This is a genomic window from Gordonia sp. UBA7860, assembly GCF_002500165.1.
GTDB lineage: Bacteria > Actinomycetota > Actinomycetes > Mycobacteriales > Mycobacteriaceae > Gordonia > Gordonia sputi.
In genome coordinates this window covers 1-22,766 of the sequence record NZ_DLSO01000039.1, presented here as the reverse complement: position 1 = coordinate 22,766, position 22,766 = coordinate 1, and the positions used below count along the sequence as shown (strand labels likewise).

21 protein-coding genes are annotated in these 22,766 nt (G+C 65.7%); 14 read left to right on the top strand and 7 right to left on the bottom strand.

Going from position 1 to position 22,766, the window contains the following annotated elements:
* Positions 1–4: 4 nt before the first annotated feature.
* The 3 genes from B3T59_RS05445 to B3T59_RS05435 all read right to left on the bottom strand — a co-directional run bounded on the left by B3T59_RS05445 (position 5) and on the right by B3T59_RS05435 (position 4,649).
* Positions 5–1,603 carry a glycosyltransferase family 87 protein gene (locus tag B3T59_RS05445; protein WP_287001659.1) on the bottom strand — a complete coding sequence of 533 codons (1,599 nt, stop codon included), beginning with the start codon at positions 1,601–1,603 and terminating at the stop codon, positions 5–7.
* A 94-nt stretch (positions 1,604–1,697) separates the two neighbouring features.
* The gene (locus B3T59_RS05440) at positions 1,698–4,013 is read right to left on the bottom strand and encodes a transglycosylase domain-containing protein (RefSeq protein ID WP_287001658.1); all 2,316 of its coding nucleotides are present in this window, start codon (positions 4,011–4,013) and stop codon (positions 1,698–1,700) included.
* A 237-nt stretch (positions 4,014–4,250) separates the two neighbouring features.
* On the bottom strand, positions 4,251–4,649 hold the full coding sequence (locus B3T59_RS05435; protein ID WP_039854392.1) for a DUF5318 family protein: 399 nt from the start codon (positions 4,647–4,649) through the stop codon (positions 4,251–4,253).
* A gap of 231 nt (positions 4,650–4,880) precedes the next feature.
* Between B3T59_RS05435 and B3T59_RS05430 the strand changes: the two genes are divergently transcribed.
* The 3 genes from B3T59_RS05430 (at position 4,881) to B3T59_RS05420 (ending at position 8,718) form a co-directional block, all read left to right on the top strand.
* Positions 4,881–5,576, top strand: coding sequence for a PadR family transcriptional regulator (locus B3T59_RS05430; RefSeq protein ID WP_005202413.1), 696 nt, complete (start codon positions 4,881–4,883; stop codon positions 5,574–5,576).
* A complete protein-coding gene (locus B3T59_RS05425) occupies positions 5,569–6,657 on the top strand; it encodes an inositol-3-phosphate synthase (protein ID WP_005202415.1) in 1,089 nt (362 codons plus the stop codon). The genes B3T59_RS05430 and B3T59_RS05425 overlap by 8 nt, the downstream gene beginning before the upstream one ends.
* 165 nt (positions 6,658–6,822) lie before the next feature.
* Entirely contained in the window at positions 6,823–8,718 is a 1,896-nt protein-coding gene (locus B3T59_RS05420; RefSeq protein WP_287001657.1) for a TerD family protein, read from the top strand.
* A gap of 54 nt (positions 8,719–8,772) precedes the next feature.
* Here B3T59_RS05420 and B3T59_RS05415 read toward each other — a convergent pair whose 3' ends face one another.
* The gene (locus B3T59_RS05415; RefSeq protein ID WP_064862943.1) at positions 8,773–9,495 is read right to left on the bottom strand and encodes a hypothetical protein; all 723 of its coding nucleotides are present in this window, start codon (positions 9,493–9,495) and stop codon (positions 8,773–8,775) included.
* Positions 9,496–9,740: 245 nt separating this feature from the next.
* Between B3T59_RS05415 and B3T59_RS05410 the strand changes: the two genes are divergently transcribed.
* From B3T59_RS05410 to B3T59_RS05380, 7 genes are all read left to right on the top strand, one after another.
* Positions 9,741–10,355 (top strand): helix-turn-helix transcriptional regulator, encoded by a 615-nt coding sequence (locus B3T59_RS05410; RefSeq protein WP_231895050.1) that lies wholly within the window; start codon positions 9,741–9,743, stop codon positions 10,353–10,355.
* 57 nt (positions 10,356–10,412) lie between these two features.
* Positions 10,413–11,342, top strand: a complete 930-nt coding sequence (locus B3T59_RS05405) for an NADP-dependent oxidoreductase (protein ID WP_287001656.1) — start codon at positions 10,413–10,415, stop codon at positions 11,340–11,342.
* A 27-nt stretch (positions 11,343–11,369) separates the two neighbouring features.
* Entirely contained in the window at positions 11,370–12,779 is a 1,410-nt protein-coding gene (locus B3T59_RS05400) for an acyl-CoA synthetase (protein ID WP_287001684.1), read from the top strand.
* A complete protein-coding gene (locus B3T59_RS05395; RefSeq protein ID WP_287001655.1) occupies positions 12,776–13,681 on the top strand; it encodes an HNH endonuclease family protein in 906 nt (301 codons plus the stop codon). Before B3T59_RS05400 ends, B3T59_RS05395 begins: the two co-directional genes overlap by 4 nt.
* A gap of 248 nt (positions 13,682–13,929) precedes the next feature.
* Complete coding sequence (locus tag B3T59_RS05390) at positions 13,930–14,505, top strand: TerD family protein (RefSeq protein ID WP_251723786.1); 576 nt, start codon at positions 13,930–13,932, stop codon at positions 14,503–14,505.
* A 131-nt stretch (positions 14,506–14,636) separates the two neighbouring features.
* Positions 14,637–15,836, top strand: a complete 1,200-nt coding sequence (locus B3T59_RS05385; RefSeq protein WP_287001654.1) for a DUF475 domain-containing protein — start codon at positions 14,637–14,639, stop codon at positions 15,834–15,836.
* Positions 15,766–16,374, top strand: coding sequence for a TerD family protein (locus tag B3T59_RS05380; RefSeq protein ID WP_287001653.1), 609 nt, complete (start codon positions 15,766–15,768; stop codon positions 16,372–16,374). Before B3T59_RS05385 ends, B3T59_RS05380 begins: the two co-directional genes overlap by 71 nt.
* 90 nt (positions 16,375–16,464) lie before the next feature.
* Here the strand turns inward: B3T59_RS05380 and B3T59_RS05375 are convergent, their stop codons facing one another.
* The 3 genes from B3T59_RS05375 to B3T59_RS05365 are packed head-to-tail and all read right to left on the bottom strand — an operon-like array spanning position 16,465 to position 18,561.
* A complete protein-coding gene (locus tag B3T59_RS05375) occupies positions 16,465–17,229 on the bottom strand; it encodes an AIM24 family protein (RefSeq protein ID WP_287001652.1) in 765 nt (254 codons plus the stop codon).
* Entirely contained in the window at positions 17,226–17,933 is a 708-nt protein-coding gene (locus tag B3T59_RS05370; RefSeq protein ID WP_005202427.1) for an AIM24 family protein, read from the bottom strand. The genes B3T59_RS05375 and B3T59_RS05370 overlap by 4 nt, the downstream gene beginning before the upstream one ends.
* A 7-nt stretch (positions 17,934–17,940) precedes the next feature.
* Positions 17,941–18,561 (bottom strand): AIM24 family protein, encoded by a 621-nt coding sequence (locus B3T59_RS05365; protein WP_005202429.1) that lies wholly within the window; start codon positions 18,559–18,561, stop codon positions 17,941–17,943.
* 127 nt (positions 18,562–18,688) lie between these two features.
* Here B3T59_RS05365 and B3T59_RS05360 point away from each other — a divergent pair, with 127 nt between their 5' ends.
* The 4 genes from B3T59_RS05360 to B3T59_RS05345 all read left to right on the top strand — a co-directional run.
* Positions 18,689–19,792: a hypothetical protein gene (locus tag B3T59_RS05360; protein ID WP_287001683.1), complete on the top strand. Its 1,104-nt coding sequence runs from the start codon at positions 18,689–18,691 to the stop codon at positions 19,790–19,792.
* On the top strand, positions 19,789–20,991 hold the full coding sequence (locus B3T59_RS05355; RefSeq protein ID WP_005202443.1) for an HpcH/HpaI aldolase/citrate lyase family protein: 1,203 nt from the start codon (positions 19,789–19,791) through the stop codon (positions 20,989–20,991). The genes B3T59_RS05360 and B3T59_RS05355 overlap by 4 nt, the downstream gene beginning before the upstream one ends.
* Positions 20,988–22,316: a phosphoribosyltransferase family protein gene (locus tag B3T59_RS05350; RefSeq protein ID WP_005202444.1), complete on the top strand. Its 1,329-nt coding sequence runs from the start codon at positions 20,988–20,990 to the stop codon at positions 22,314–22,316. Before B3T59_RS05355 ends, B3T59_RS05350 begins: the two co-directional genes overlap by 4 nt.
* Positions 22,313–22,766: cysteine protease StiP domain-containing protein (locus B3T59_RS05345; RefSeq protein ID WP_287001651.1), on the top strand; the 454-nt coding region annotated here is incomplete at its 3' end. The genes B3T59_RS05350 and B3T59_RS05345, both read left to right, overlap by 4 nt.

Below are 22,766 nucleotides of genomic sequence, written 5' to 3'. Positions count from 1 at the left end.
CACCCTAGGACGTCGAAACCCGCCTGCCGGTTCCACCGAAAGTTTCCGGCATCGCACCAAGCCGAGCCGGATCGGCCGTCGGATACGCGCCGGCAGCTCCGTCGAGTGGTCCCCCCGCCGGATCGTCGAGCGGTCTGCCGCGTCGATCTCGACGCACCAGGTCGTCCTCGGGGTGGTAGATCTGCCAAATCACGACGATGCACAGCACGACCACCATCAGCGCGCGAAGGACTACGGCGAGGGTGAACCACCCCTCGGGGAGCCAGCGGCGCGACGGGTCGAGGAACAGCGACATCCGCGGAATCCACACCAGGGCGTCGATCACCATCCACGTCATCAGCAGTCGCGTATGGGGAATGGCCAGTACCGCGAGCGGCACGAGCCACAGCGAGTACTGCGGACTCCAGACCTTGTTCACCAGGAGGAAGCCCGCGACCATGAGAAACGCCAACTGCGCGAGGCGCGGTCGGGTCGGCACGCGCAGTGCCAGGTAGCCGATCCCGCAGGCGATCAGGACCAGCAGGCCGAGGCTGACCGCATTCAGCAGCGTGATGTTCCATGTGAAATCAGCCGCTTTCGCGAGGATGCGGAAGAGGCTGTCGGAGTCGGCGCCGCGCTGACCGTTATAGCGGAAGAACTCGTACCAGCCGCGCGGATGTAGCAGCAGGATCGGCAGATTCACCACGACCCACGTCAGTACCGCCGCCGACGCCGCGACGAAGAAGTCGTTGCCCCGCCTGGCTCGGAGACACAGCACGAGAAGGACGAACAACAACAGGATCGGATACCACTTCGACGCGACCCCGAGGCCGATGAACAACCCCGCCAGCCACGGCTTATTACGTGCCCACGCCAGGATCGCGACCGCGACCATCGCCACTGCGATGGCGTCGAAGTTGGTGAATGCGTGGACGATCACAAGCGGTGAGAGAGCAGCCAGCCATGCCGCCCAGATGCGCGAGCGGGCGGTGAGGGCGGTCGCCCAGACGACCACGAGCCAGAATAATGCGAGACCGAGCGCCACGAGATCGAAGAACAACACGACGCTCAGCGCGCCCGGTATCCCGAGGTGATCGTGCAACCACTGCCATCCCTGCGCAGCCTGCGCGGCGACGTACATGTAGAGGCCGGTCAGCACCGGGTACTCCATGTACCGCGTGATGGTGTTGCCGTTCTGGTCCTGCTGAGTCCACGAGGCCTTGTAGGGGAATGCGCCCTTGTCCAGTTGCTCGGCGCCGTAGAGCGCGATCACGTCGGAGTAGCAGAGATCGGTGAACTGACGCTGGTTATCCCAGTCGAGCCGCATCGCATGTCCGGCATCGTTGGCCTCCGACGTCGCGGGAGCCTGCTGCAGACAGCCCGCCTTGCCGTACCAACTGAGCGCCAACGCGCACAGGGAAAGCAGGAACAGGACGCGGATCGGTGTCCAACGTCGACTGCGCCCGACGGCCCCGTGCGCTCCCAGCGGACCGCCGATCACGCGACTCGCATCTCGGACGACGACGTCGGTCCTGCTGGGAATCACCCGCGCGTCGTCGACCCGGGGATCGTCGGACAGGGCAACCGGACTGGCGACCCCGCCCACGATCTGACCGTCGGACATCACCCCGCCGGAGATCACCCCGTCAGGAATCGATCGCTGCTGTGGCTGCGCCGACGCGGCGTCGTCGAAGTGCTTTCCCGACGACGAGCGACGGTCAGCCGACCGGCGGCTCAGGGGTGACTCCGCCCTCGTTGCCGGTGCCGCCGGTACCGCCCTCGCCGTTACCGCCGTTTCCCGCACCACCGTTACCGGTGGTGCCGTTGCCGTTTCCCGGCTCCGGATTACCCGGGAGCGGGATCGTCACGCCGGGAGCGAGGGTGATTCCGCCACCTCCGCCACCGCCACCGTTGCCCGGGATCTGCGGTATCTGCGGGGTGTTGTCCCGCTGCGTACGCGTCCGCGGCGAGTTGTTGTAGTCGGGGTTGTACGTGCTGGTCGGCGCTTCGGTCGGTGCACCGGCCTGACCACCGACGGCCGCGGGCTCGGGGAACTGCTCGACCTGGTCGCCCTCGAGGGCGTTGTTCATCGACTTACGCCAGATCTGGGCGGGAAGCCCGCTGCCGTACACCGGTGACCCGCCGTAGTTGGTCAGCGCGGTGCCCTTGTCGGTACCGACCCAGACGGCCGTGGACAGCTGCGGCGTGTAGCCGACCATCCACGCGTCCTTGTTCTGCCCGGTGTCGCCGAGCTGTGCGGTACCGGTCTTGGCCGCCGACGGACGTGCACCGTAGGTGTCGTCGGAGAGCGAGTTGCCATTCGAGTACGCGGCGATCGGCTCGAGCGCCGAGGTCACGTTATCGGCGACCTTGGCAGGGAAGACCCGCTTGCCGTCGTTCTGCTGATGCTCGTAGAGCACCTCACCGGTCGAGGTCTCGACCTTCTGCACCATGTACGGCTCGCGATAGACGCCCGACGCCGCCAGCGTTGCGTACGCCGACGCCATGTCGATGACCCGCGACGGGTACTGACCGAGCACGACGCCGCCCTCGACCTCACCGTTGGGGTTCTGCAACGTCTTCTGGATGTCGCCGAACGACTCGGCGACGCCCGCCGTGTGCGCGGCGTCGGCGACAGCGCGCGCTTGGCCCTTGAGGTCCATCATCAGGCGGTAGTAGACGGTGTTGAGCGACATCTTCATCGCGGTCGCGAGGTTGCACGACCCGCAGCTCTCACCGTCGGAGTTCTCGACGGTCAGACCCGTCGACGTCTGGTACGGCGCGGAGCTGTACACCTTGGACAGCGGGATTCCCTGCTCCAGTGCCGCGACCAGCGCGAACACCTTGAACGACGATCCGGTCTGCAGACCAGCCTGCGCGTAGTCCCAACCCTGGCCGTCGTCGCCACCGTAGTAGCCGCGGACTCCACCGGTCTTCGGGTCGATCGACACGACGGCGTCGCGGATCTTGTCGGGCTCGCCGTTGAGCACCCCGTTGTCGCACGAGTAGATCTTGTTCTCGCGGCACGCGGCCTGCACAGCGGCGTTCTGCGCCTTGGGATCGATCGTGGTGGTGATCTTGAGACCCTCGGTCCGCACCTGCTGCTCGGAGATGTTCAGCTTGTTCAGCTCGGCCATCACCTGACGCTTGATCAGACCGTTGGGGCCGGGCGTCTCCACGGCCGCCGCGGGCTGCGGGTAGACCTTCGGATACTGCATCGACGCCCGCTCGGACTGCTTGAGCGAACCGATCTGGACCATGCCGTCGAGCACATAGTTCCAGCGACCCTCGGAAGCGACCTTGTCGACGGCGGGGTCGTAGTAGGAGGGCGAACGGATCGCCGCTGCCAGCACCGCGGACTCCTCGGGGGTCAGCTTGCTGACGTCTTTACGGAAGTAGGCCTGCGAGGCAGCGGACACACCGTAGGCGCCGCGCCCGAAGTAGATGGTGTTGAGATAGGCGGCCATGATGTCGTCCTTGGACCACTGTCCCGACATCTTGGTCGCGATCGCGAGCTCTTTGAACTTGCGCTCGTAGCTGTGCTCATCGCCGACGAGCGCGTTCTTGACGTACTGCTGCGTGATGGTCGAACCACCACCGGCGTCGGCGTTGTTGGTGAAGCGACCGACCACCGCGCGCCCGATGCCCGTGACCGAGAAGCCCTCGTTGCTGCGGAACTGGCGGTCTTCGGCCGCGATCACCGCGTCCTGCATCGACTTGGGGATGTCGGTGATCTTGACGTCGGTGCGGTTACCCTCCGGCGGCACGACCTTGGCCAGCGTCTTGCCCGTCGAGTCGGTGATCAAGGCGACCTGGTTCTGCTTGATGTCGCCGGGGCTGGGCACCGTCACCGTCGCGTAGGTGATCGCGAAGGCGAGAATGCCGATCAGGATCACCGCGGGGACCAACCCACCGAGAATGCCAAGCGTCCAGGCGATCACGCGATGCCGCGACTGCGTTGTCTGCTCGGCATCGTTCTTGGCCGATCGGGTCGGCCGTTTTCCCGTGCCGTGCGACGACTCCGTCCCGCTCATCGATCACCTTTCCGCACCGCAACCCAGGTCGCGCTCACGCGTGCCTGTGCCGTGTTGTTCGAGGTCAGAACCGCCACCATGGTCGGTTTACCGCTCCTCACAGTACTTCTCCATTGCATCGAGCCCACTCCACTGTGACGTATGCGGCGCTGGCACGGCAAAAACCTGCGGCCCACACCACAAAGTCAGAACGCCGACGAGCGTCGTATCTCTCGTCGACGAACGTGGAAACAACCGTTATTCGGCCACCCGACGACGACGTCGTGTCGATCGTGGCGGCAGACCCGCAACGTACGACTGGACCAGATGGTTCCAGCTACATGTACGGCAGACCTCGACGACGTGCACGGTGAATTCTTCGGCGGTCGCGTCGAGGGAGGCGATCTCTTCTGCGGTACGCGCCGACCCCGACACCTGGCCGAGCCGGTCGCCGAACACCCAGGACACCAGCGTGACCTGCTCCTTGCGGCAGATCGGGCACAGCGTCGACGACGGGCGCCCGTGGAACTTCGCGGCGCGCAACAGGTAGGGATTCGCGTCGCACACGTCGGCGACGGCTGTCCGGCCGGAGTGGACATCGGACAGTCGGGACCGACGCTGCAAGGCGTAGTCGACGATCTGGCGCACGTGTTTCAGCGTACGTCGTCACGCTCTGGGACGTCTGCGCGGACGCGCGCCGCGTCAACACTCGCCACCCCGCGCGTCGCCCGCAGGTCACCGGCATGACATGTTGTGGACACTCCCCCGTCGACACAGTTATATCGGTGCGATACATTGGAAACCACATCGACGCGACATGCCGTGTGGTCCCATCGGACACCCTCTGCGTGCGCGATCAGCCACGAGATCACCGAGGAGGTGCGCACCATGCTGGAGCTCGCCATTCTCGGATTGCTACTCGAATCACCCATGCACGGCTATGAGCTGCGCAAACGCCTCACCGGGTTGTTGGGCGCATTCCGGGCGTTCTCGTACGGCTCGCTGTATCCGACGCTGCGCAGGATGCAGGCGGACGGCCTGATCGACGAGGCGAGCACGCCCGCGGGCATGAAGGTGCGTCGCGGTCGACGTGTGTACCAACTGACCGAGAAGGGTCGCATCCGCTTCAACGAGCTGGTCGCCGACACCGGACCGCAGAACTACACCGACGACGGATTCGGCGTCCACCTGGCCTTTTTCTCCCGCACCCCAGCGGTGGCCCGGATGCGCATCCTCGAAGGGCGTCGACGTCAGGTCGAGGAACGGCGTGAGGGATTGCGCGAACTCGTCACCCGCGCGACGCGTGCGTCGGATCGCTACACCCGCCAACTGCACGAGCTGAGCCTCGAGTCGAGCGAGCGCGAGGTGCGCTGGCTCAACGAGCTCATCGCCGCAGAACACACACTTCCGGACGCGACCCCACAGCCGGGTCGCGACGGGACACAAGAAACACCCGAGCCGCCGGAATCGGCTGCGCTCGACACCGCCCCGGTGACACACAACTCGCCGGCGGTAACCCACGTTCCAGGGTCCAGCGACGTTCGCGGTCCCAGAGAAAAAGAAGGAGAACCCGACCATGGGTGAGCCCAATAAGGTGCGCGTGGCCATAGTGGGCGTAGGAAACTGCGCTTCATCCTTGGTCCAGGGCGTTCAGTACTACAAGGATGCCGACGAGAACGCGACCGTCCCCGGTCTGATGCACGTCAAGTTCGGTCAGTACCACGTGCGCGACGTCGAGTTCGTCGCCGCGTTCGACGTCGACGCCAAGAAGGTCGGCTTCGACCTCTCCGACGCGATCTTCGCGAGCGAGAACAACACCATCAAGATCGCCGACGTCCCGCCGACCGGTGTCACCGTGCAGCGCGGCCACACCCTCGACGGTCTCGGCAAGTACTACCTGCAGACCATCACCGAGGCCGACGGCGACGGCGTCGACGTCGTGAAGACCCTCAAGGACAACGAGGTCGACGTCCTGGTCTCCTACCTCCCCGTCGGCTCCGAGCAGGCTGACAAGTTCTACGCACAGTGCGCGATCGACGCGGGCGTCGCCTTCGTCAACGCACTGCCGGTGTTCATCGCCTCCGACCCCGAGTGGGCCGAGAAGTTCCGCGCCGCAGGCGTGCCGATCGTCGGCGACGACATCAAGAGCCAGGTCGGCGCGACCATCACCCACCGCGTGATGGCGAAGCTGTTCGAGGATCGCGGCGTGGCACTCGACCGCACCTACCAGCTCAACGTCGGCGGCAACATGGACTTCAAGAACATGCTCGAGCGTGAGCGTCTCGAGTCGAAGAAGGTCTCCAAGACCCAGGCCGTCACGTCGAACCTGACCGGCTCGCTCGCCGGCAAGGTCGAGGACAAGAACGTCCACATCGGACCGTCGGACCACGTCGCATGGCTCGACGACCGCAAGTGGGCCTACGTCCGCCTCGAGGGACGCGCCTTCGGCGACGTGCCGCTCAACCTGGAGTACAAGCTCGAGGTCTGGGACTCCCCCAACTCGGCAGGCATCATCATCGACGCCGTGCGCGCCGCGAAGATCGCCAAGGACCGCGGCATCGGCGGACCGATCCTGCCTGCCTCGGCCTACCTGATGAAGAGCCCGCCCGAGCAGCTCGCCGACGACGTCGCGCGCCAGCAGCTCGAGACGTTCATCGAGGGCTGATTCGACGGTCTGACACCGTCACGCCACACGATGCCCCTCGGTCCGACTCCCGGACCGAGGGGCATCGTCGTGTGTGGGGGTTGAACCGGCAGGTGCGCCTCTCGACCTGTGCTATATCGGTGTGCAGCGGTGGGACAACTCCGCGAATGCACAGGAGGTGGCGTGATGTCGTTGGGATTCCGCGTCGGCGTGCCGGGCATGCGCGTGCGAGTGTCGACCCGCGGTGTCCGCGCATCGGTGGGCCCTCGCGCGGCGCGTGTGCATTTCGGTAGCGGGCGGACCGGGGTGTCCACTGGACTCGGCCCCTTCTACGCCTACCAATCCGTCGGGGGGCGATCCGGTCGCACAACGTCGCGGCGCGGCGCGAGTAGTCGCGGTCCCTCCGCGGCACAGATGACCAGAGCTGCACGCACTGCAGAACGCGCAGCGCAACAGGCCGAACGCGACGCTGCCATCGAGCAGTTGCGGGACCTGCGCAGGTCATCGACGAGCGTGCACCTCGATCAATGGATCCCCGCTTCCCGGCCCGCGATACCGCCACCTCCGGTGGTCAACGTGCAGGCTGCTCTCGCCCAGGCCGAAGCCATGCACCTGCGCGGTGTCGGTCGCCTTGCACGGGCGCAAAGGTCCGCGGCACGCGGAGCTGCCCAAGCCGACGCCAACGCTTACGCGGCCGCGGAGACCACCCGTCTCGCAGCCATTCACGCGGATCTGTTATCGCATGCCGACGGTTGGTGGAATGCGTTGAGCGGCAACGACGAAATGACCGTGCTCGAGACGGTGAACGCGGCCTTCGCCGACAATCCAGCAGCAGGTTGCGCAGTGGGACTCGACGGCACCACCCTGTCGATCATCATGCGACAGCAAGACATCGACGCCCTGCCAGACCAAACACCCTCTGTAACGTCCGCTGGTCGGCCAACACTCAAACTCCTGAACAAGCGCGACAGAGTGCGCTGGTGGCTCCACATCCTCGCGTCCAACGTTGCTGCCACGTGTAGAGAGGCGTTCGCGGTTGCTCCAGGGGTATCTCGTCTCAATGTTGTTGTGATCAGCAGGTTTTCCGATTCACGACGACTCGGAGTCGTGCTCTATGGTTCGTGGAGCCGATCAGCCGTCGAAGGTGCAACGTGGCGTAGTCGTGATGACGCCTTTCGCATTCTCGATATCGGCGAAGATGTCGAGTGCAGCGTCAGGACGACGTCCTCCGGCAATCTGTCCACGACTCTCAAACCGCTCGACGTGGATTCAGTCCCAGCACTGGCCGAACTGATCACGTCGGCCGAAGACACGGAATCCTCGAACGCTCTTGCAGAATGGGACGAGGCTCTCGGCACCCCGATGGACGCATCAGGGCAGGCACCTGCCTTTCGTGATCCTTACGCCCTGATCCCCTTCGAGACATGGTTCGCATCGCGATCCTCACTGCCCGTTGCTTTTCCGCAGCCAAACTCCATGCCATTGATGCCGATGCCGATGCCGACGAGGGAGTACGCCTCCGAGAGTTCAGGTGCCGCGGCGGAACTGGCCGCAGGCCAATCCGTCGAGATACCCGAGACCGGCGTCCGCCAGATGGACATAGTTCTCCACACGTCAGGAGCCGACGTCGACCTGAGCTTTCTACTTCTCGACAGCTCTGGCCACGTCCGGGACGATCGAGACTTCATCTTCTACAACCACCACGTCGCGCCGGACCAGAGTGTCCGACTGAACGGAAAGAGGCCGCACGAGAGGGGACTCGTCGAATCCGGAACCGTTCACGCATCTGCGGTGCGCCCAGACGTGACTCGGATACTCGTCGTCGCGACAATGGACACGGCCTCGCGACTCGCCTTTTCCGCGCTCGACACCATCGACATCACCATTTCGTGTAGCGAGATTCGTTGGCACTTCGCCCCGAAAATCGAGAAGTCAGTTCGCGCAGCGATTCTCGCCGAGATCTATCGGCGCCCGGGCACCCCTCCCGGAGAGCAGCGCTGGAAGCTTCGCGTGGTCGGCCAGGGATGGGCCGATGGGCTGTCGGGATTGGCGCGCGACCACGGAGTCGACATCGACGACTGAACTCGTGGGAGCCTCCCCCGTCGGCCGGAGTTGTGTCGACCCGGGCAGCGCCGCTCACGCCTGCAGCGACAACACATCCTCGTGTCCGTGTCGTCGGCACCAGCTCACGATGTAGCGCGCGTGCAGGCCGCACCATCGGTACACCGACGCCTGGGTGAGCGGTAGGCGGTCGTCGTGTTCGCCGCGCTCGAGCATCAGCGGGCCGAGATAGTGGCTGGTCACCTTGTTCGCAGTATTCGGCGACACCTTCGCGACCGATGCCAGCGTCGCGTTGTCCGACGCATTTCCTGCAGCGATGGCTCCGGCCATCCGCGCTGCGGTGATCCCGCGCCTGCCGCTGAACAACTCGTACAGCGGCGGGTGAGTCGGCGAGGGCACCATGTCGTCGAGCTTCGCGCCGTGAGCAACGGTGCGCAGCGCTCCGATCAGCGAGCCGAATCCGTCGGCCTTGGCGACGACGCCCCAGACATCCGGCCGCAGCCGCGCTTCTTCGAGATGATCGATCTCCATGGAGTGTCCCTGGGTCGCCAACAGCACCGGCGCGAGGCGATTGGCATGATGGAGACCGTCGAGGACGTCGAGACCGTCGAACGTCCACTCGATATCTGGCCTATTCCAGATGAGGTCGGCGGCAACGACGTCGAACCGAACCCGCCCGGACACGCTGCGGACGAATTCCTCCTGGTCGCGGGCCACGACAACGGTGGCGCCCTCGATCGCCGCACGGACCGGTTCGGCGACCACATGCCCAAGCGGTGATGCGATCAGGATGCGCATCCCTTCCACGGCAGCTCCCTCTACAGTCTTGATATAAATGCGTAATTACGCATGCTGCGCCAATTTTCATGCGTGATGTCGCATGAGGGTGTCAGCTTCAGGCGTTTTCGAGCGTGATCCTCGCACAGAAATGTCATCACAAGTGCTGACTTGCGCCGACGGCGGGGGCAGGATTCTTTATGCTCGGTTTGCTCGAGTACATCAAGTGCACACTCGCGCGCAGCGCATTCTCTGGGGAGACTTCAATGACTGCCGACGTCGTCAGCGAACTCGACATTGCAGCGGTGGATGCCGCACGGACCACCCCCACTGCAGTCATCATCGCCGAACACGACGTCATCGACTCGGCGCTCGCGGTGTTCGTCGAGGATGCCGGACACCGTGCAGTCATCATCGACCTCGACAACGCGACCGATTCGCTTGGCGGACTCGACGCCCCCGGCATCACGATTGTGCGGTCCGCGCGGCGCATCGCCCAGGTGCGATCCATCCGCGCCCTCAACGGCACCGTGATCGGAGCGATCGGTGTGCCTGTCTCGGATGCGCGCAGCATCGACATCACCGACCCCGGCCACGCACTCGACGTCTTGGCCGCGCTGGCCGGAAAGTCGGAGTCCGCCCAACCCCGAATCCCCCGCATCCACCTCACCGAACGCGAGCGCGAGGTCCTCACCTCCTACGTGCTCGGCGCGACGCTGCGCGAGACGGCTCGCCGATTCTTCATCGCCGAGAGCACGGCCCGCGAACACTACCGCCGGGTGCGGCAGCGCTACCTCAACGCCGGCCGACCCGTCTCGAACAAGGCAGAGCTGCTGCTGGCACTCATCGGCGACGGCTGGGTGCGGCCCGAGCAACTCTGAGCCAGGACTGCCGCGAGAGAGGGTCGACGCCCCCGCGCTCATCAGTAGTGTTGAACCATGCGCGTGCAACGGTGGGTGGCGACCGGCCCCGGGGGTCTCGACGACTTCGCATTCATCGACGATCAGCTCCGTCCACCTGGACCAGGTGAGGTCAGCATCGAAGTTCTCGCCGCAGGTGTCAATCCCGCGGACCTCAAGCACACACTGACCGCGTCGGACTTCCCCGTCCCCGTCGGCTACGAGGTGTCCGGAGTGATAGCGGCCCTCGGACCGGGCACCGAGATCGCTTCTGGCGCAGCATCTCCAGGCGACGACGTCCTCGCATTCCGCGTCTATGGCGGGTACGCGACCGCGCTGACGGTGCCCGCGGAGAAGGTGTTCGCAAGACCTTCGACGGTCGACGACGCCGCGGCAGCGAACCTGCTGCTCACGGGCACGACCGCCGCCGACATGCTCCGAGTGTCCCGCGCGGCGACCGGCGATACGATCCTCCTGCACGGCGCGTCGGGCGCGGTCGGCGTGGCGGTGTTGCAACTCGCACTGCTGCGCGGCATCACCGTGATCGGTACGGCGAGCCCGCGCAGTTTCGAGCGCGTCGTCGAATTCGGTGGTCTCCCAGTCGAATACGGGCCGGGGCTGGCCGATCGAGTCCGCGCGCTGGCCCCGAATGGCGTCGACGCCGCCCTCGATGCCGCGGGTACCGCCGAGGCCATCGATACGTCGGAGGAGCTGGTCGCCGACCGTTCACGCATCGTCACCATCGTGGCGCGCGACCGGGCCACGCAAGACGGATTCGTCGCTCTCGGCGGCACGCAGCCCGAGAGTGCCGCCTACCGCGATTCGGTTCGGGCGGAGTTGATCGCACACGCCGCGGCGGGCGACCTGGTGGTTCCGGTCGCCCACACCTTCCATCTGTCACAGGCGCGCGCGGCACTCGAACTCGTCTCCGGCGGGCATGCGGGCGGCAAAGTCGCACTTCTTGTGTGAGTGTGCAGGTGTGGCACAGTGAGAGACGTGTTGTTGCCCTATCTTGTCCCCGCCGCCCCCGATGACCCCGCCGCGGTGACTGTCGGCGACGACGTGGCATCGCGCGAAGACCTCGTCGGCGCGGCAACCGCTGTCGCAGAACGGATTCGCGGCGCACGCACCCTGGCCGTGCTCGCCCATCCGACGATCGACACCGTCCTCGCCGTCGTCGGCGGTCTCATCGCGGGGGTTCCGATCGTTCCCGTGCCGCCGGATTCCGGTCCGCGCGAACTCGAGCACATTCTGACCGACTCGGGTGCACAGGCGTGGCTCGGCGCCGCCCCCGATTCGGCGTCACTGCCGGTGATCCCGATCCGACGCTTCGCCCGCTCGTGGCATTCGCATCCCGAACCGCCCGGCGAGTCGACCGCGCTGATCCTCTACACCTCGGGCACGACAGGACTTCCGAAGGGCGTGCCGATCACACGCCGCGCGATCGCCGCGGGACTCGACGCGCTGGCCGATGCATGGGCGTGGACCGTAGACGACACCCTCGCTCACGGCTTACCACTGTTTCACGTCCACGGGCTGATCCTCGGCGTCTTGGGCCCACTTCGCCGCGGCGGCAGGCTGATTCACACCGTCAAGCCCACCCCCGCCGGATACGCCGCCGCGGCCGCTCAGGGCGCGTCGATGTTCTTCGGCGTGCCGACGGTCTGGACACGTATCGGCGCCGATCCTGCTGCAGCGCAGTCGCTTTCCTCCGCACGGCTACTCGTGTCGGGAAGTGCCCCACTGCCCGTCCCGGTGTTCGACAGGATTCGCGAGCTGACCGGACACGAGATCGTCGAACGCTACGGCATGACCGAGACCATGATCACTGTGTCGACCCGATTCGACGGCGAGCGCAGACCAGGATGGGTGGGAATGCCGCTGCGCGGCGTCGAAACACGGCTGCGCAGCAGCGAGATCGATTCCGGTGCAACGGATCTGCCGCACGATGGCGAGTCCGTCGGTGACCTTCACGTACGCGGGCCTATGGTCGGGTCGGGATACCTGAACCGACCGGAGGCCACGGCGCAGAGTTGGCTCGCCGACGGCTGGTTCGCGACCGGCGACGTCGCGGTGATCGGCGAGGACGGCATGCACCGCATCGTCGGACGCGCGTCGACCGATCTGATCAAGTCGGGCGGATTCCGTGTCGGCGCAGGCGAAATCGAAACCGTCCTACTCGGACACCCCGCCGTCGACGAGGTCGCGGTGATCGGTGTTCCCGACGACGACCTCGGCCAGCGGATCGTCGCGTATGTCGTCGGGTCGGCAGTCGCCGACGACGAGCTCATCGGGCTGGTAGCCACCGAGCTGTCGCACCACAAGCGTCCCAGGGAGATTCGACGCGTCGACTCCCTACCACGCAACGCGATGGGCAAGGTACAGAAAAAGCTGTTGGCGCAGTGAGCAATCCGTTCGGCCCACCCGACTCGTCGCCCCCCGACACCTCCCACTGGACGACGCGGCCCGCCCCCACACCAGAGCCCCCATCTGAACGGCCCTCTCCCCCACGACGACGGATACGCCTGTGGCCGCTGCTCGTCGCGGCGCTTGTGGCGCTGTTGTTGGTGGTCGTCGTCGTGTTGGTCGCCACCGGTCCGACGCCCGACGCGCAAACCACTGCGCCGGCTTCGGACACCCGCTCGGCCCAGCCGACCCCTTCGCCCGAGCCGAGCGCCACCACGACGTCGTCAACCACAACGTCGATCGATGCCTCCCCGCTCAGTCCCGAGGCCGCAGAGGCATTGGCCACGCTCGGCGAGCTCGCCGTCAAGGGCCGGGCGCCGCGTACCGGGTATGCACGGGCGCAGTTCGGACAGACGTGGTCGGACGACGTCAACGTCGAGTCAGGCCACAACGGATGCGACACCCGCAACGACATCCTGAAGCGCGACCTCACCGGCGTCGAGTTCAAGCCGGGAACGAGGGACTGCGTGGTGGTCGCCGGAGTCCTGAACGATCCGTACAGCGGACGCACCGTCGACTTCCGACGCGGCGCCGAGTCGTCGATGGTGCAGATCGTCCACGTGGTCTCGCTGTCGAACGCATGGCAGACCGGCGCACAGGCGCTGACCCTCGACCAGCGCACAGACCTCGCGAACGACCCGCGCAACCTGCAGGCGACCTACGGGCCGTTGAACCAGCAGAAGGGTGCGGGTGACGCGGCGACATGGCTACCGCCGGCCAAGGCGTACCGCTGCACGTACGCCGCACGGCAGATCCGCGTCAAGAAGGCATACTCACTCTGGGTCACCCCGCCCGAGCGGGACGCACTCGCCCGCATCCTGGATGGGTGCACGCGATCCTGAGCCGACCTCGGATTCGACCGCCGCCTCTGTTCGACCGCCGCCTCTGTTCGATCATCGTCGGCCCACGACGCTCCGCCACGCGAGATCGACATCATTCCCTCGGCCTACGGACAGCCGGCTTCTATGTTCTCGTCGGATAACCGTAGGTAGGGTGGCGGGCGCGTCGGCATTATGTCCGACTTGTCACTTACGATGTGACCGTCATTCGACAGTGGCTCCCGCCACAACGCGGCAGAAAGGCACGAGACATGGGCGTCAGCCTGACCAAGGGTGGAAACGTATCGCTGACCAAGGAGGCTCCGGGCCTCACGGCTGTCGCAGTCGGACTTGGCTGGGACGCACGGACCACCACCGGAGTCGAGTTCGACCTCGACGCCAGCGCGATCGCGTGCGGCACCGACAAGCGAGTCCTCTCCGACCAGCACTTCATCTTCTTCAACAACCTCCGCTCGCCGGAGGGCTCCATCGAGCACACCGGCGACAACCTGACCGGTGAGGGCGACGGCGACGACGAGGTCATCAACGTCGACCTCGCGGGCACCCCTCCGAACATCGATTCCATCGTCTTCCCGGTCTCGATCTACGACGCCGACGCGCGCAGCCAGTCGTTCGGCCAGGTGCGCAACGCCTACATCCGGGTCGTCAATCGCGCGAACGGCTCCGAGATCGCCCGCTACGACCTGTCCGAGGATGCGTCGACCGAAACCGCCATGGTCTTCGGCGAGCTCTACCGCAACGGCGCTGACTGGAAGTTCCGTGCCGTCGGCCAGGGCTACGCGTCAGGCCTCGCGGGCATTGCCCGCGACTTCGGCGTCAACGTCTGACCCTCGTCCAGCCATGTCACGATGCCGCGCCTGGCATACACAGGCGCGGCATCTGGCTGTCTGACTGCGTGCATCCGGCAGCGGGACGCGCGACCTCCCTACTTCGGTGATGCAAGAAAGGCCGCTCCACCGTGATCTTCCGAATATTCGGACTGTCCATCGCCATCACGATAGTTTCGTTGGTGGTCGCATTCATCTATGGCGGCCCGACCGCCCTGTTCCTCACACTCATCCTCGGCATCCTCGAGGTGTCGCTCTCCTTCGACAATGCGGTCATCAACGCGACCGTGCTGCGACGTATGAGCGCGTTCTGGCAGAAGATCTTCTTGACCATCGGTGTGCTGATTGCGGTCTTCGGCATGCGGCTGGTGTTTCCGCTCGTGATCGTCTGGTTGAGCGCCAAGCTGAATCCGGTCGAGGCGCTGCGCCTCGCGCTCAACCCGCCGACCGACGGCTCCCCGACCTACGAGCAGATCATCACCGACGCTCACCCGCAGATCGCGGCGTTCGGCGGCATGTTCCTGCTGATGCTGTTCCTCGGCTTCATCTTCGACGAGAAGGAACTCCACTGGCTGCGGTGGATCGAGCGTCCGCTCGAGCGCATCGGCAAGCTCGATCAACTCTCCGTTGTCGTCGCCGTCGTCATCCTCGTCATCACCGCTGAGTGGATCGCACCCGACGACGAACGTTCGACGGTGCTCTTCGCCGGTGTCCTCGGCATGATCACCTACATCCTGGTCAACGGGCTGGGCGAGTTGTTCAACACCCCGGAGGAACTCGAGGACGGCGCCGAATCGGAATCACTTCCGCGCTCGGGTCCGAGCGAGCTCGCCAGGGCGACAGGCAAGGCAGGCTTCTTCCTGTTCCTCTACCTCGAGGTGCTCGACGCATCGTTCTCGTTCGACGGCGTCATCGGAGCATTCGCCATCACCGCCGACCCGATCATCATCGCGTTGGGCCTCGGCTTCATCGGCGCGATGTTCGTGCGCTCGCTGACCGTCTACCTCGTCCGCAAGGGCACACTCAGCGAGTACGTCTACCTCGAGCACGGCGCTCACTGGGCGATCGGCGCGCTGGCGCTGATCCTCATGTATTCGATCGGCACCCACGTCCCCGAAGTGGTCACCGGCCTGGTCGGCGTGGTGCTCATCCTCGCGGCTTTGATCTCCAGCATCATTCGACGCCGCAACCACCCCGACGAAGACACAGAGAACGCCAGCTCGAGCACCGACGGCTCGACCACCCCGGAAGGAAAGTCCGATGACGGTCAACATGAACAAGGTGACGCTGAGCAAGTCGACCCCGACGGTGTCGCTCGCCAAAAGGGGTGACGGCCAGGGGAATATGCGCGTCAACCTCAACTGGGAACAGGGTTCCGGTGGAGGTCGGTTTTTCAAGCGTTCGGCGGGCGTCGACCTCGACCTCGAGGCCATGTACGAGCTCGCCGACGGCAGCAAGGGCGTCGTGCAGGCGCTGGGCAATTCGTTCGGTTCGCTCGATCGCGCGCCCTACATATTCCTCGACGGCGACGATCGCAGCGGAAGCAACACCGGCGGCGAGAACCTGCACATCAATCTCTCCGACATCGGACGCTTCCGTCGAATCCTGATCTTCGCCTACATCTACAAGGGCACGCCCAACTGGTCGTCGGCCAACGGCGTGGTGACGCTCTTCCCGAGTTCCGGACCGCAGGTCGAGGTTCGCTTGGATTCCGCGGACGACCGCGCGGTCTCGTGTGCCATCGCCATGCTCACCAGCAACGGCGGCGAGCTGAGCGTCAACCGCGAGGTGCGGTATATCCATGGCGCACAACGCGACATCGACCAGACCTACGGCTTCGGGATGAACTGGACTGCTGGCCGCAAGTAGCCCGCACACAAACGAGAACCCGGTTGCGACGACATTCGTTGTCGCAACCGGGTTCTTGGTTTCATACGGTAGGTCCGCAATAGCCGAGCCTCAGCCCTGCTGCTGCCCCAACTGCCGGGAGACCTGCTGGTTGATCTGTTGCAGACCCGACGTCGAGAGCCCGGGCAGCTGTCCCTGAATGGCGCGGACAATGGAGAAGTCGCTGCGAACCTTCTCGCTCGACTGCACGAGAACCGTTCCGTTGCCGGTGAAGTCGAATTGCTGTTCCTCGCCCGACTGCACGCCCATCCGGTGCGCGGTTGCCCCGATGAGGTCGGTGACCCAGGACTGATCGTAGTGATGGCTCGGTGACGGGCAATCCGCCCAGCCCACAAGCGCTTCCGGGTCGACCCTCACCGGAGGTTCGACGAACATGACCGGACCGTTCGACGATGCGAGGAACTTTCCGGTGCCGATCAGGGTGAGGAAGCCGGGCACGATCGACTGCTTCAACGCCAGTTGCGGTTGGAACGCAAGGAGATTCGCGGCCCTGATCGTCAGGTTGCCGTCGTCGAGGTCGTAGGAATTGATGTTGTAGCCACGGTCGCCGATGATCAGCTTCCCGTGCCCCTCGGCCACCACATAGTCGCCGAGATACAAAGGCGCAGAGAACTGTTGGGCCACCATGTGGAGGAGCTGGCCGTTCAATCCGTGCTGCAGTGAGGTGAACTTCATCTGCCCGTAGAGCGCGATCATCGCGCCCTTCGACATGAACCATGGGGCGTTGAGGTCGATGCAGAACGAATAGTCGTTGCCCTCGATGTTGTCGTCCACAGGCAACGACATCGGGTTCCACACGGTGTTGAGTGCGCTCACAACTTCTCCTCGGACGCCTGTACGTACACGGTTCCCTGCCCCGCGCACTGCAATTGCAGTGCTTCGCCACCGGTTCGGCCGACGTTGCGCCAACTCACGTTCGACGTCAGCGTGGTGGTCACCTGTCCCGCAGCCGCGACATACGCCTGGGGATCGACGGTGACGGGCGGCCGGTCGGGGGCGACCCCGAGTTCGAAGACGCCGCCGTGGCCTAGGATCACCACCTGGCCCTGACCGGAGAGCTGGGTGGTGAACATGCCCTGGCCTGTCACCGCGCCCGCAGCGGCGGACCGCAGCGAACCGAACAGTCCGCCACCACCGCCTCCGCCGCCACCCTGAGCGGTCACCGACACCACGGACGCCTGCAGGCCGGACGTGTAGGCGAGCGTGCGTGACGCTTCGACCCGGATCAAGCCGCCGACCCTGCCGACGTCGACGATCTCCACCTCGATCCCCCGGAACCCGAAGTGCACGACTCCCTGTCCGCTGGCGAGGAGCGTCGACTCGTGTTCGCCTGCGAGTCGATGTCCGATCGCGCCGCCGATCCCCGACATCCCGCCCGATCCCGGCCCGACACCGGCGATCTGATGCGGCGCGAACCGCACGTCGCCCGTGTAGAACAGCATCGCCCCTCTGCGGGCGACCACCGGTCCGGACTGCGCGACGTCGACCGACACGACCTTGCTGTTGACCTTGGTGAACATGCTCCGCCTACCGTTCCGCCGGCTGGATCGACACCACGCCGGTTCCGTCCCAACGCAGCGAGAACGCTTCGCCACTGCCCTGCCCGATGGCCGAACGCCACGACACATCGGTCACGAACGACTGCGAGAGCGCGCCACGCGCACAGACGAACGCGTCGGGGTCGACGATCAGCGGATACTGCGGCGAGACCTCGAGGTGAATCAGCGGACCACCGTTCGACACGATGCCGACCTGGCCTGTTCCGCTGACCGTCGTGGTGAACAGTCCTTGGCCACTTGTCGCGCCGTGCATGCCCGCGAACGTGACGTTCGTCTGGAGGTTGCCGTTGAGCACCATCAGTTGCTGCGACTCCACCTGCAGCGTCTCACCGCTCAGTTCGATGATCGTCGTCTCCGCGGCGTTGTGCGCGAAGTAGACGACGCCGGTGCCGCCGGCCTCCATGAGTGACAGGGATTCGCCGGTTGCCCGACGCTTGATCCCGGCGACGAGTCCGTCGCCACCGCCGAACCCCGCGGATTTGAAACTGACCTGGCCCTCGTAGGCGACCATCGAACCGGAGAGCGCGCGAACCGAGGTGTTGTTCAGTCGCGCCTCGATCACCCGCTTGGATCGCTGTACCAGTTGCACGTTTATCCTCCCGTCGTACCCTGACGAAACTAGTCGATAGCATCAGACGGTGGGCAGTAGGTTCTGGCAGCGGGGAGAGCGTGGCAGCTCAGGCATGCCCGCCGACACCGCGGCGTCGGTCCAGCAGATGACCACAGCCTTCCTCGAGTCAGAGCAAACACTGAGCAGCATCGACGGCGCGGTCGCCACGGCTCACGAGATCGACCCACGAACGCGGCTGCGGGACGAGTGGAATGCATTGCGGGAGCGCTACTCCCAGGCGACCGGCGGCTACCTCGAGCTCTCGAACTCACCACGGCCCGCGCGGGGCGAACTCGCGCGGTGCACAGACGCGTTGCGGTCACTCCAGGTCGAGATGCAGCGTTTCGCCGCCGCCAACTCCGCCGAACTCGGCCGCGCGTCGCGTGCAGTCGACGAGGTCGCATCCCTCGAACGTCAGACCCAGGTCGCGGCGACGCAGCTGCGCGGGGTGTTGGCCCAAACGCCGGCATCCCTCACGACGCTGCACAGCGTTCGCCTCGCCACCGAGAGGTTCGACGCCGCGCTGACCGAACAGCGCACGGCGTCGGGCCTGCTCGCGAGGCGGGCAGCCGCTCAACGCGTGCTGGCCGCCCGCCAGTCGCTCGAGGACGCGCTCGCCGATGCGCCGTCGCTCACCGAGCGCGGCCAGCGGGTCATCCGCTCGGTCGACACACGCCGCAGCGGGATCGTGACCCGCGCGGAGCGCATGCCCGGCGAACTCTCGACCCTCCGCAGAGAGTTCAGCCTCGAGTGCTCACTCGATCTGCAAGACAATGAGCAGGTCTACTCCCGGTTCCTCGACGCCGCCGATCACCGATTGGCACAGGCCCGATCGCACCTGTCCGACGCCCCTGACCTCGCCATCAGCGAGGCCGAAGCAGCGCGAGACGAACTCGACGGTGCAGAGCAGGCCGTGGATGCGGTCGCCGACAGGTTGCGTGGTCTGCGAGAGGTGCGCGCCGACCCCGGGGCCCTCGAACAGCGCGTGCGATTCCGCCTGCGAGACGCGCAACACTTCGCCGTCGATAACGCTCTGGTTGACGAATGGGGTTCAGTGCTCGATGCTCAGGCCGACCGAATTGTCCGTTCACGGAGTGCCCTCGACCGGGTACATCCCGACTACTGGACGTATTCCACGGAGTTGACCGAGATTGAGCGCCGCATCGTCGAGATCGTCGAGCGGATGAGGGGGCAGGTGGCCAGGCGATGACACTCACAACCGATGCGCCGAGTGCGAGTCGGGCAGGCAACGGCGCCAGGCACTTTCGTCATCTCCCTGCGTCGACGCGGGAACGATTGTTCGTCGCGCAACCGTCGCCGGTCTCCACGTCCTGGTCCACCGACCGTCTCGCCATCGCGCTCGGCGCCACCCTCTACGTGCCCGCGACGCGTCCCGACCTCGCCGAGGTGATCACACGCCGCCACGCCGACGGCGTCGTGTCGATGGTCATCGACCTCGAAGACGCGATCGCCGACGGTGATCAGGCCGCCGCCATCGAAAGCGCTGTGGACGCCCTGCGTCGACTCGATTCGACTGCCGCGGCCGAGATGATGCTGTTCGTTCGCGTCCGCTCGGCCGATCAGATCGCGACGATCAGCGAGGCGCTCGGCGCGACGAACTCGCTCATGGGATTCGTATGCCCGAAATTCGACGCCGAGAACGCACACGAGTTCTTGATTGCGGTGCGGGAGGCCGGTATTCGGGCCGGTAGGCACTTCTGGGCAATGCCGGTACTCGAGTCCGCGGGGATCGTTCACCGCGAGAGTCGCGAACACCACCTGTCGGTGATCGCCGACGCGGTCGACGAGCATCGATCTCGGGTGCTCGCCATCCGCATCGGCGCGACGGACATGTGCGGACTGTTCGGCATCCGCCGCGACCGCGACCTGACCATCTACGACGTCCGCGTCGCAGCCGACGCGATCGCCTCGATCATCAACCGGCTGGGACGATGCGACTCCGCCGGGCACATCGTCACCGGACCGGTCTGGGAGTACTTCGCCGATCACGAGCGACTGTTCAAGCCATCGCTTCGGCAGACCCCGTTCCAGGAGCAGGGTGCCGTGTGGTTTCGCAGCCAGTTGGTACGCAAAGACCTCGACGGTCTGCTGCGGGAGATCGCGCTCGATCGTGCGAACGGTATGCATGGCAAGACCGTGATCCACCCGACCCATGCGGCCGCGGTGCACGCACTCAGCGCGGTGACCCACGAGGAGTACCACGACGCACTCGACATCCTCGCCGCAGATGCCGGCGGCGTGCAGGCATCGACGTATCGGAACAAGATGAATGAGTCCAAGCCACACCGCAATTGGGCGTCGCGCGTGATCGACCGGGCCGCCGTGTTCGGGGTCACCCACCCCGGCGTCGGCTTCGTCGACCTCCTCACCGCGATGGATCTCTCGTGACAACTACCAGTTCACGCGCAGCGCGCGCCTTCGACTCCGCGGGCGCCCCGAGCAGCTGGGTCGCCGACACGTTCGGGGTGAGAATCGCAGACACGACTGTCGACGCTCAATCCGGTTGGAGCATGGACGAACTCGTCGTCCTCGGTCTGCGCCGCAATCGCAGGCGGGCACACCTGCTCGTGTCGACGGTCCTCGGCAAACACATCCCCACCCCGCCCGAACGTGTCCGACGGGCCGCAGACGACCTCGCAGCGCTCGTCCGCCACCGCATCGGCGCCGACGCGGCCGAGAAGTCGACGGTCCTCGGGTTCGCGGAGACGGCAACGGGTCTGGGTCACTGCGTCTTCCATGCGCTCGATGCCCACGCGTACCTGCACTCCACCCGTCGGCGCCCACCGGGCGCGCTCACCGTCGGATCGTTCGAAGAGGGCCATTCGCACGCGACAACCCATCTGCTGCAGCCGAGTTCGATCGACGTGCTGTCCGCCGACCCCGACAGTCCGTTGATCCTCGTCGACGACGAGATCTCCACCGGGGCAACCGCGCTACGGGCCATCACCGCGCTCTATGAAGCCACCGGCAGACGTGACTTTGTGATCGCGTCACTCGTCGACCTGCGATCACCCGAACATCGGCAAGCCACAGACGATTTCGCGTCCGGCAACGACGTTCGGATCGAGTACGTGTCGCTCGCGCAGGGCAGCATCGACCTTCCGGCAGGGCTCACCGATGCCGTGTGGGAGACGCCGTCGACGGAGCTCAACCCACTCGGGGCCCGAGGTGAGGTCATCACGGTGACGCTGCCGTGGCCCACCGATGTGCCCGAGGGTGGTCGTCACGGCTTCCTACGCTCGGACACACAGGAATTCACCAACGCTGTCGACGACGCGGTGGCAGCACTGCTGCCCGAACTCGACTCGTCGAAGAGCACCGTGGTGGTGGGTCACGAAGAACTGATGTACCTGCCGCTCTGCATCGCCGAGGGGCTGGCCCAGGCCGGAATCCCCACGACGTTCCAGACCACCACGCGCTCACCCGCGTTCGTCCGCGACGTCGACGGGTATCCGCTGCGCCGTGGCCTGACCTTCACCGCGCCCGAACACGACCCGGGGACACCGCGATTCGTCTACAACCTGCTCGACCCCGACGGCTCGCCCGACCTTCCGCGCATCGTGTTGATCATCGACGACCCCGCCGACACCCCCGACCTCACGGCGCCGGGCGGGGTGCTCGACGTGATGACTGCGGCAGGCCACGACGTCGTCGTCGCGAAAGTCGTCGCCACAGGCCAAAGTGCGCTGCGCGACGCTCGGAGCGCACCGTGACGGCTCAGCGAGTCACCACAGAGGGAGCGCGGAACGCCGAGCTACGCGGCCCGGAGTTCGGCTCCTACACACCCGATGAGGTGACCTGGCTTCTCAAAGACCTCTCGCACCTCGACCTCGAGGCCGACCTTGCCGTACGCGAACGCCGAATTCAATCGGGCACAGCGCATTACGCGGAGTCGCTGCCCATCGAATACCAGCCGGGGGCCGCATACCAGCAGTTGTTCGCCGACACCCTCGACGACTCGGCGCAGCGACTCGCACACGCAGTCGGCGTCGTCGGCGAACTGATCATCGCCGAGCGTCATCGCGAACCGACGCTGGTGTCACTCGCGCGAGCGGGCACGCCGGTCGGGATTCTCCTGAGACGCTGGCTGAACCATGTTCACGATTGGGCCGCACCGCATTACACGATCTCGATAGTCCGGGACCGCGGCATCGACACGGTCG

Excerpts from the sequence above, each read along its gene's own strand:
- B3T59_RS05425 (WP_005202415.1), top strand. The coding sequence starts at position 5,569 with ATGGGTGAGCCCAATAAGGTGCGCGTGGCCATAGTGGGCGTAGGAAAC.
- B3T59_RS05415 (WP_064862943.1), bottom strand. The coding sequence starts at position 9,495 with ATGCGCATCCTGATCGCATCACCGCTTGGGCATGTGGTCGCCGAACCG.
- B3T59_RS05440 (WP_287001658.1), bottom strand. The coding sequence starts at position 4,013 with ATGAGCGGGACGGAGTCGTCGCACGGCACGGGAAAACGGCCGACCCGA.
- B3T59_RS05420 (WP_287001657.1), top strand. The coding sequence starts at position 6,823 with ATGTCGTTGGGATTCCGCGTCGGCGTGCCGGGCATGCGCGTGCGAGTG.
- B3T59_RS05445 (WP_287001659.1), bottom strand. The coding sequence starts at position 1,603 with ATGTCCGACGGTCAGATCGTGGGCGGGGTCGCCAGTCCGGTTGCCCTG.
- B3T59_RS05370 (WP_005202427.1), bottom strand. The coding sequence starts at position 17,933 with ATGTTCACCAAGGTCAACAGCAAGGTCGTGTCGGTCGACGTCGCGCAG.
- B3T59_RS05430 (WP_005202413.1), top strand. The coding sequence starts at position 4,881 with ATGCTGGAGCTCGCCATTCTCGGATTGCTACTCGAATCACCCATGCAC.
- B3T59_RS05380 (WP_287001653.1), top strand. The coding sequence starts at position 15,766 with ATGACGGTCAACATGAACAAGGTGACGCTGAGCAAGTCGACCCCGACG.
- B3T59_RS05355 (WP_005202443.1), top strand. The coding sequence starts at position 19,789 with ATGACACTCACAACCGATGCGCCGAGTGCGAGTCGGGCAGGCAACGGC.
- B3T59_RS05390 (WP_251723786.1), top strand. The coding sequence starts at position 13,930 with ATGGGCGTCAGCCTGACCAAGGGTGGAAACGTATCGCTGACCAAGGAG.
- B3T59_RS05360 (WP_287001683.1), top strand. The coding sequence starts at position 18,689 with ATGACCACAGCCTTCCTCGAGTCAGAGCAAACACTGAGCAGCATCGAC.
- B3T59_RS05405 (WP_287001656.1), top strand. The coding sequence starts at position 10,413 with ATGCGCGTGCAACGGTGGGTGGCGACCGGCCCCGGGGGTCTCGACGAC.
- B3T59_RS05410 (WP_231895050.1), top strand. The coding sequence starts at position 9,741 with ATGACTGCCGACGTCGTCAGCGAACTCGACATTGCAGCGGTGGATGCC.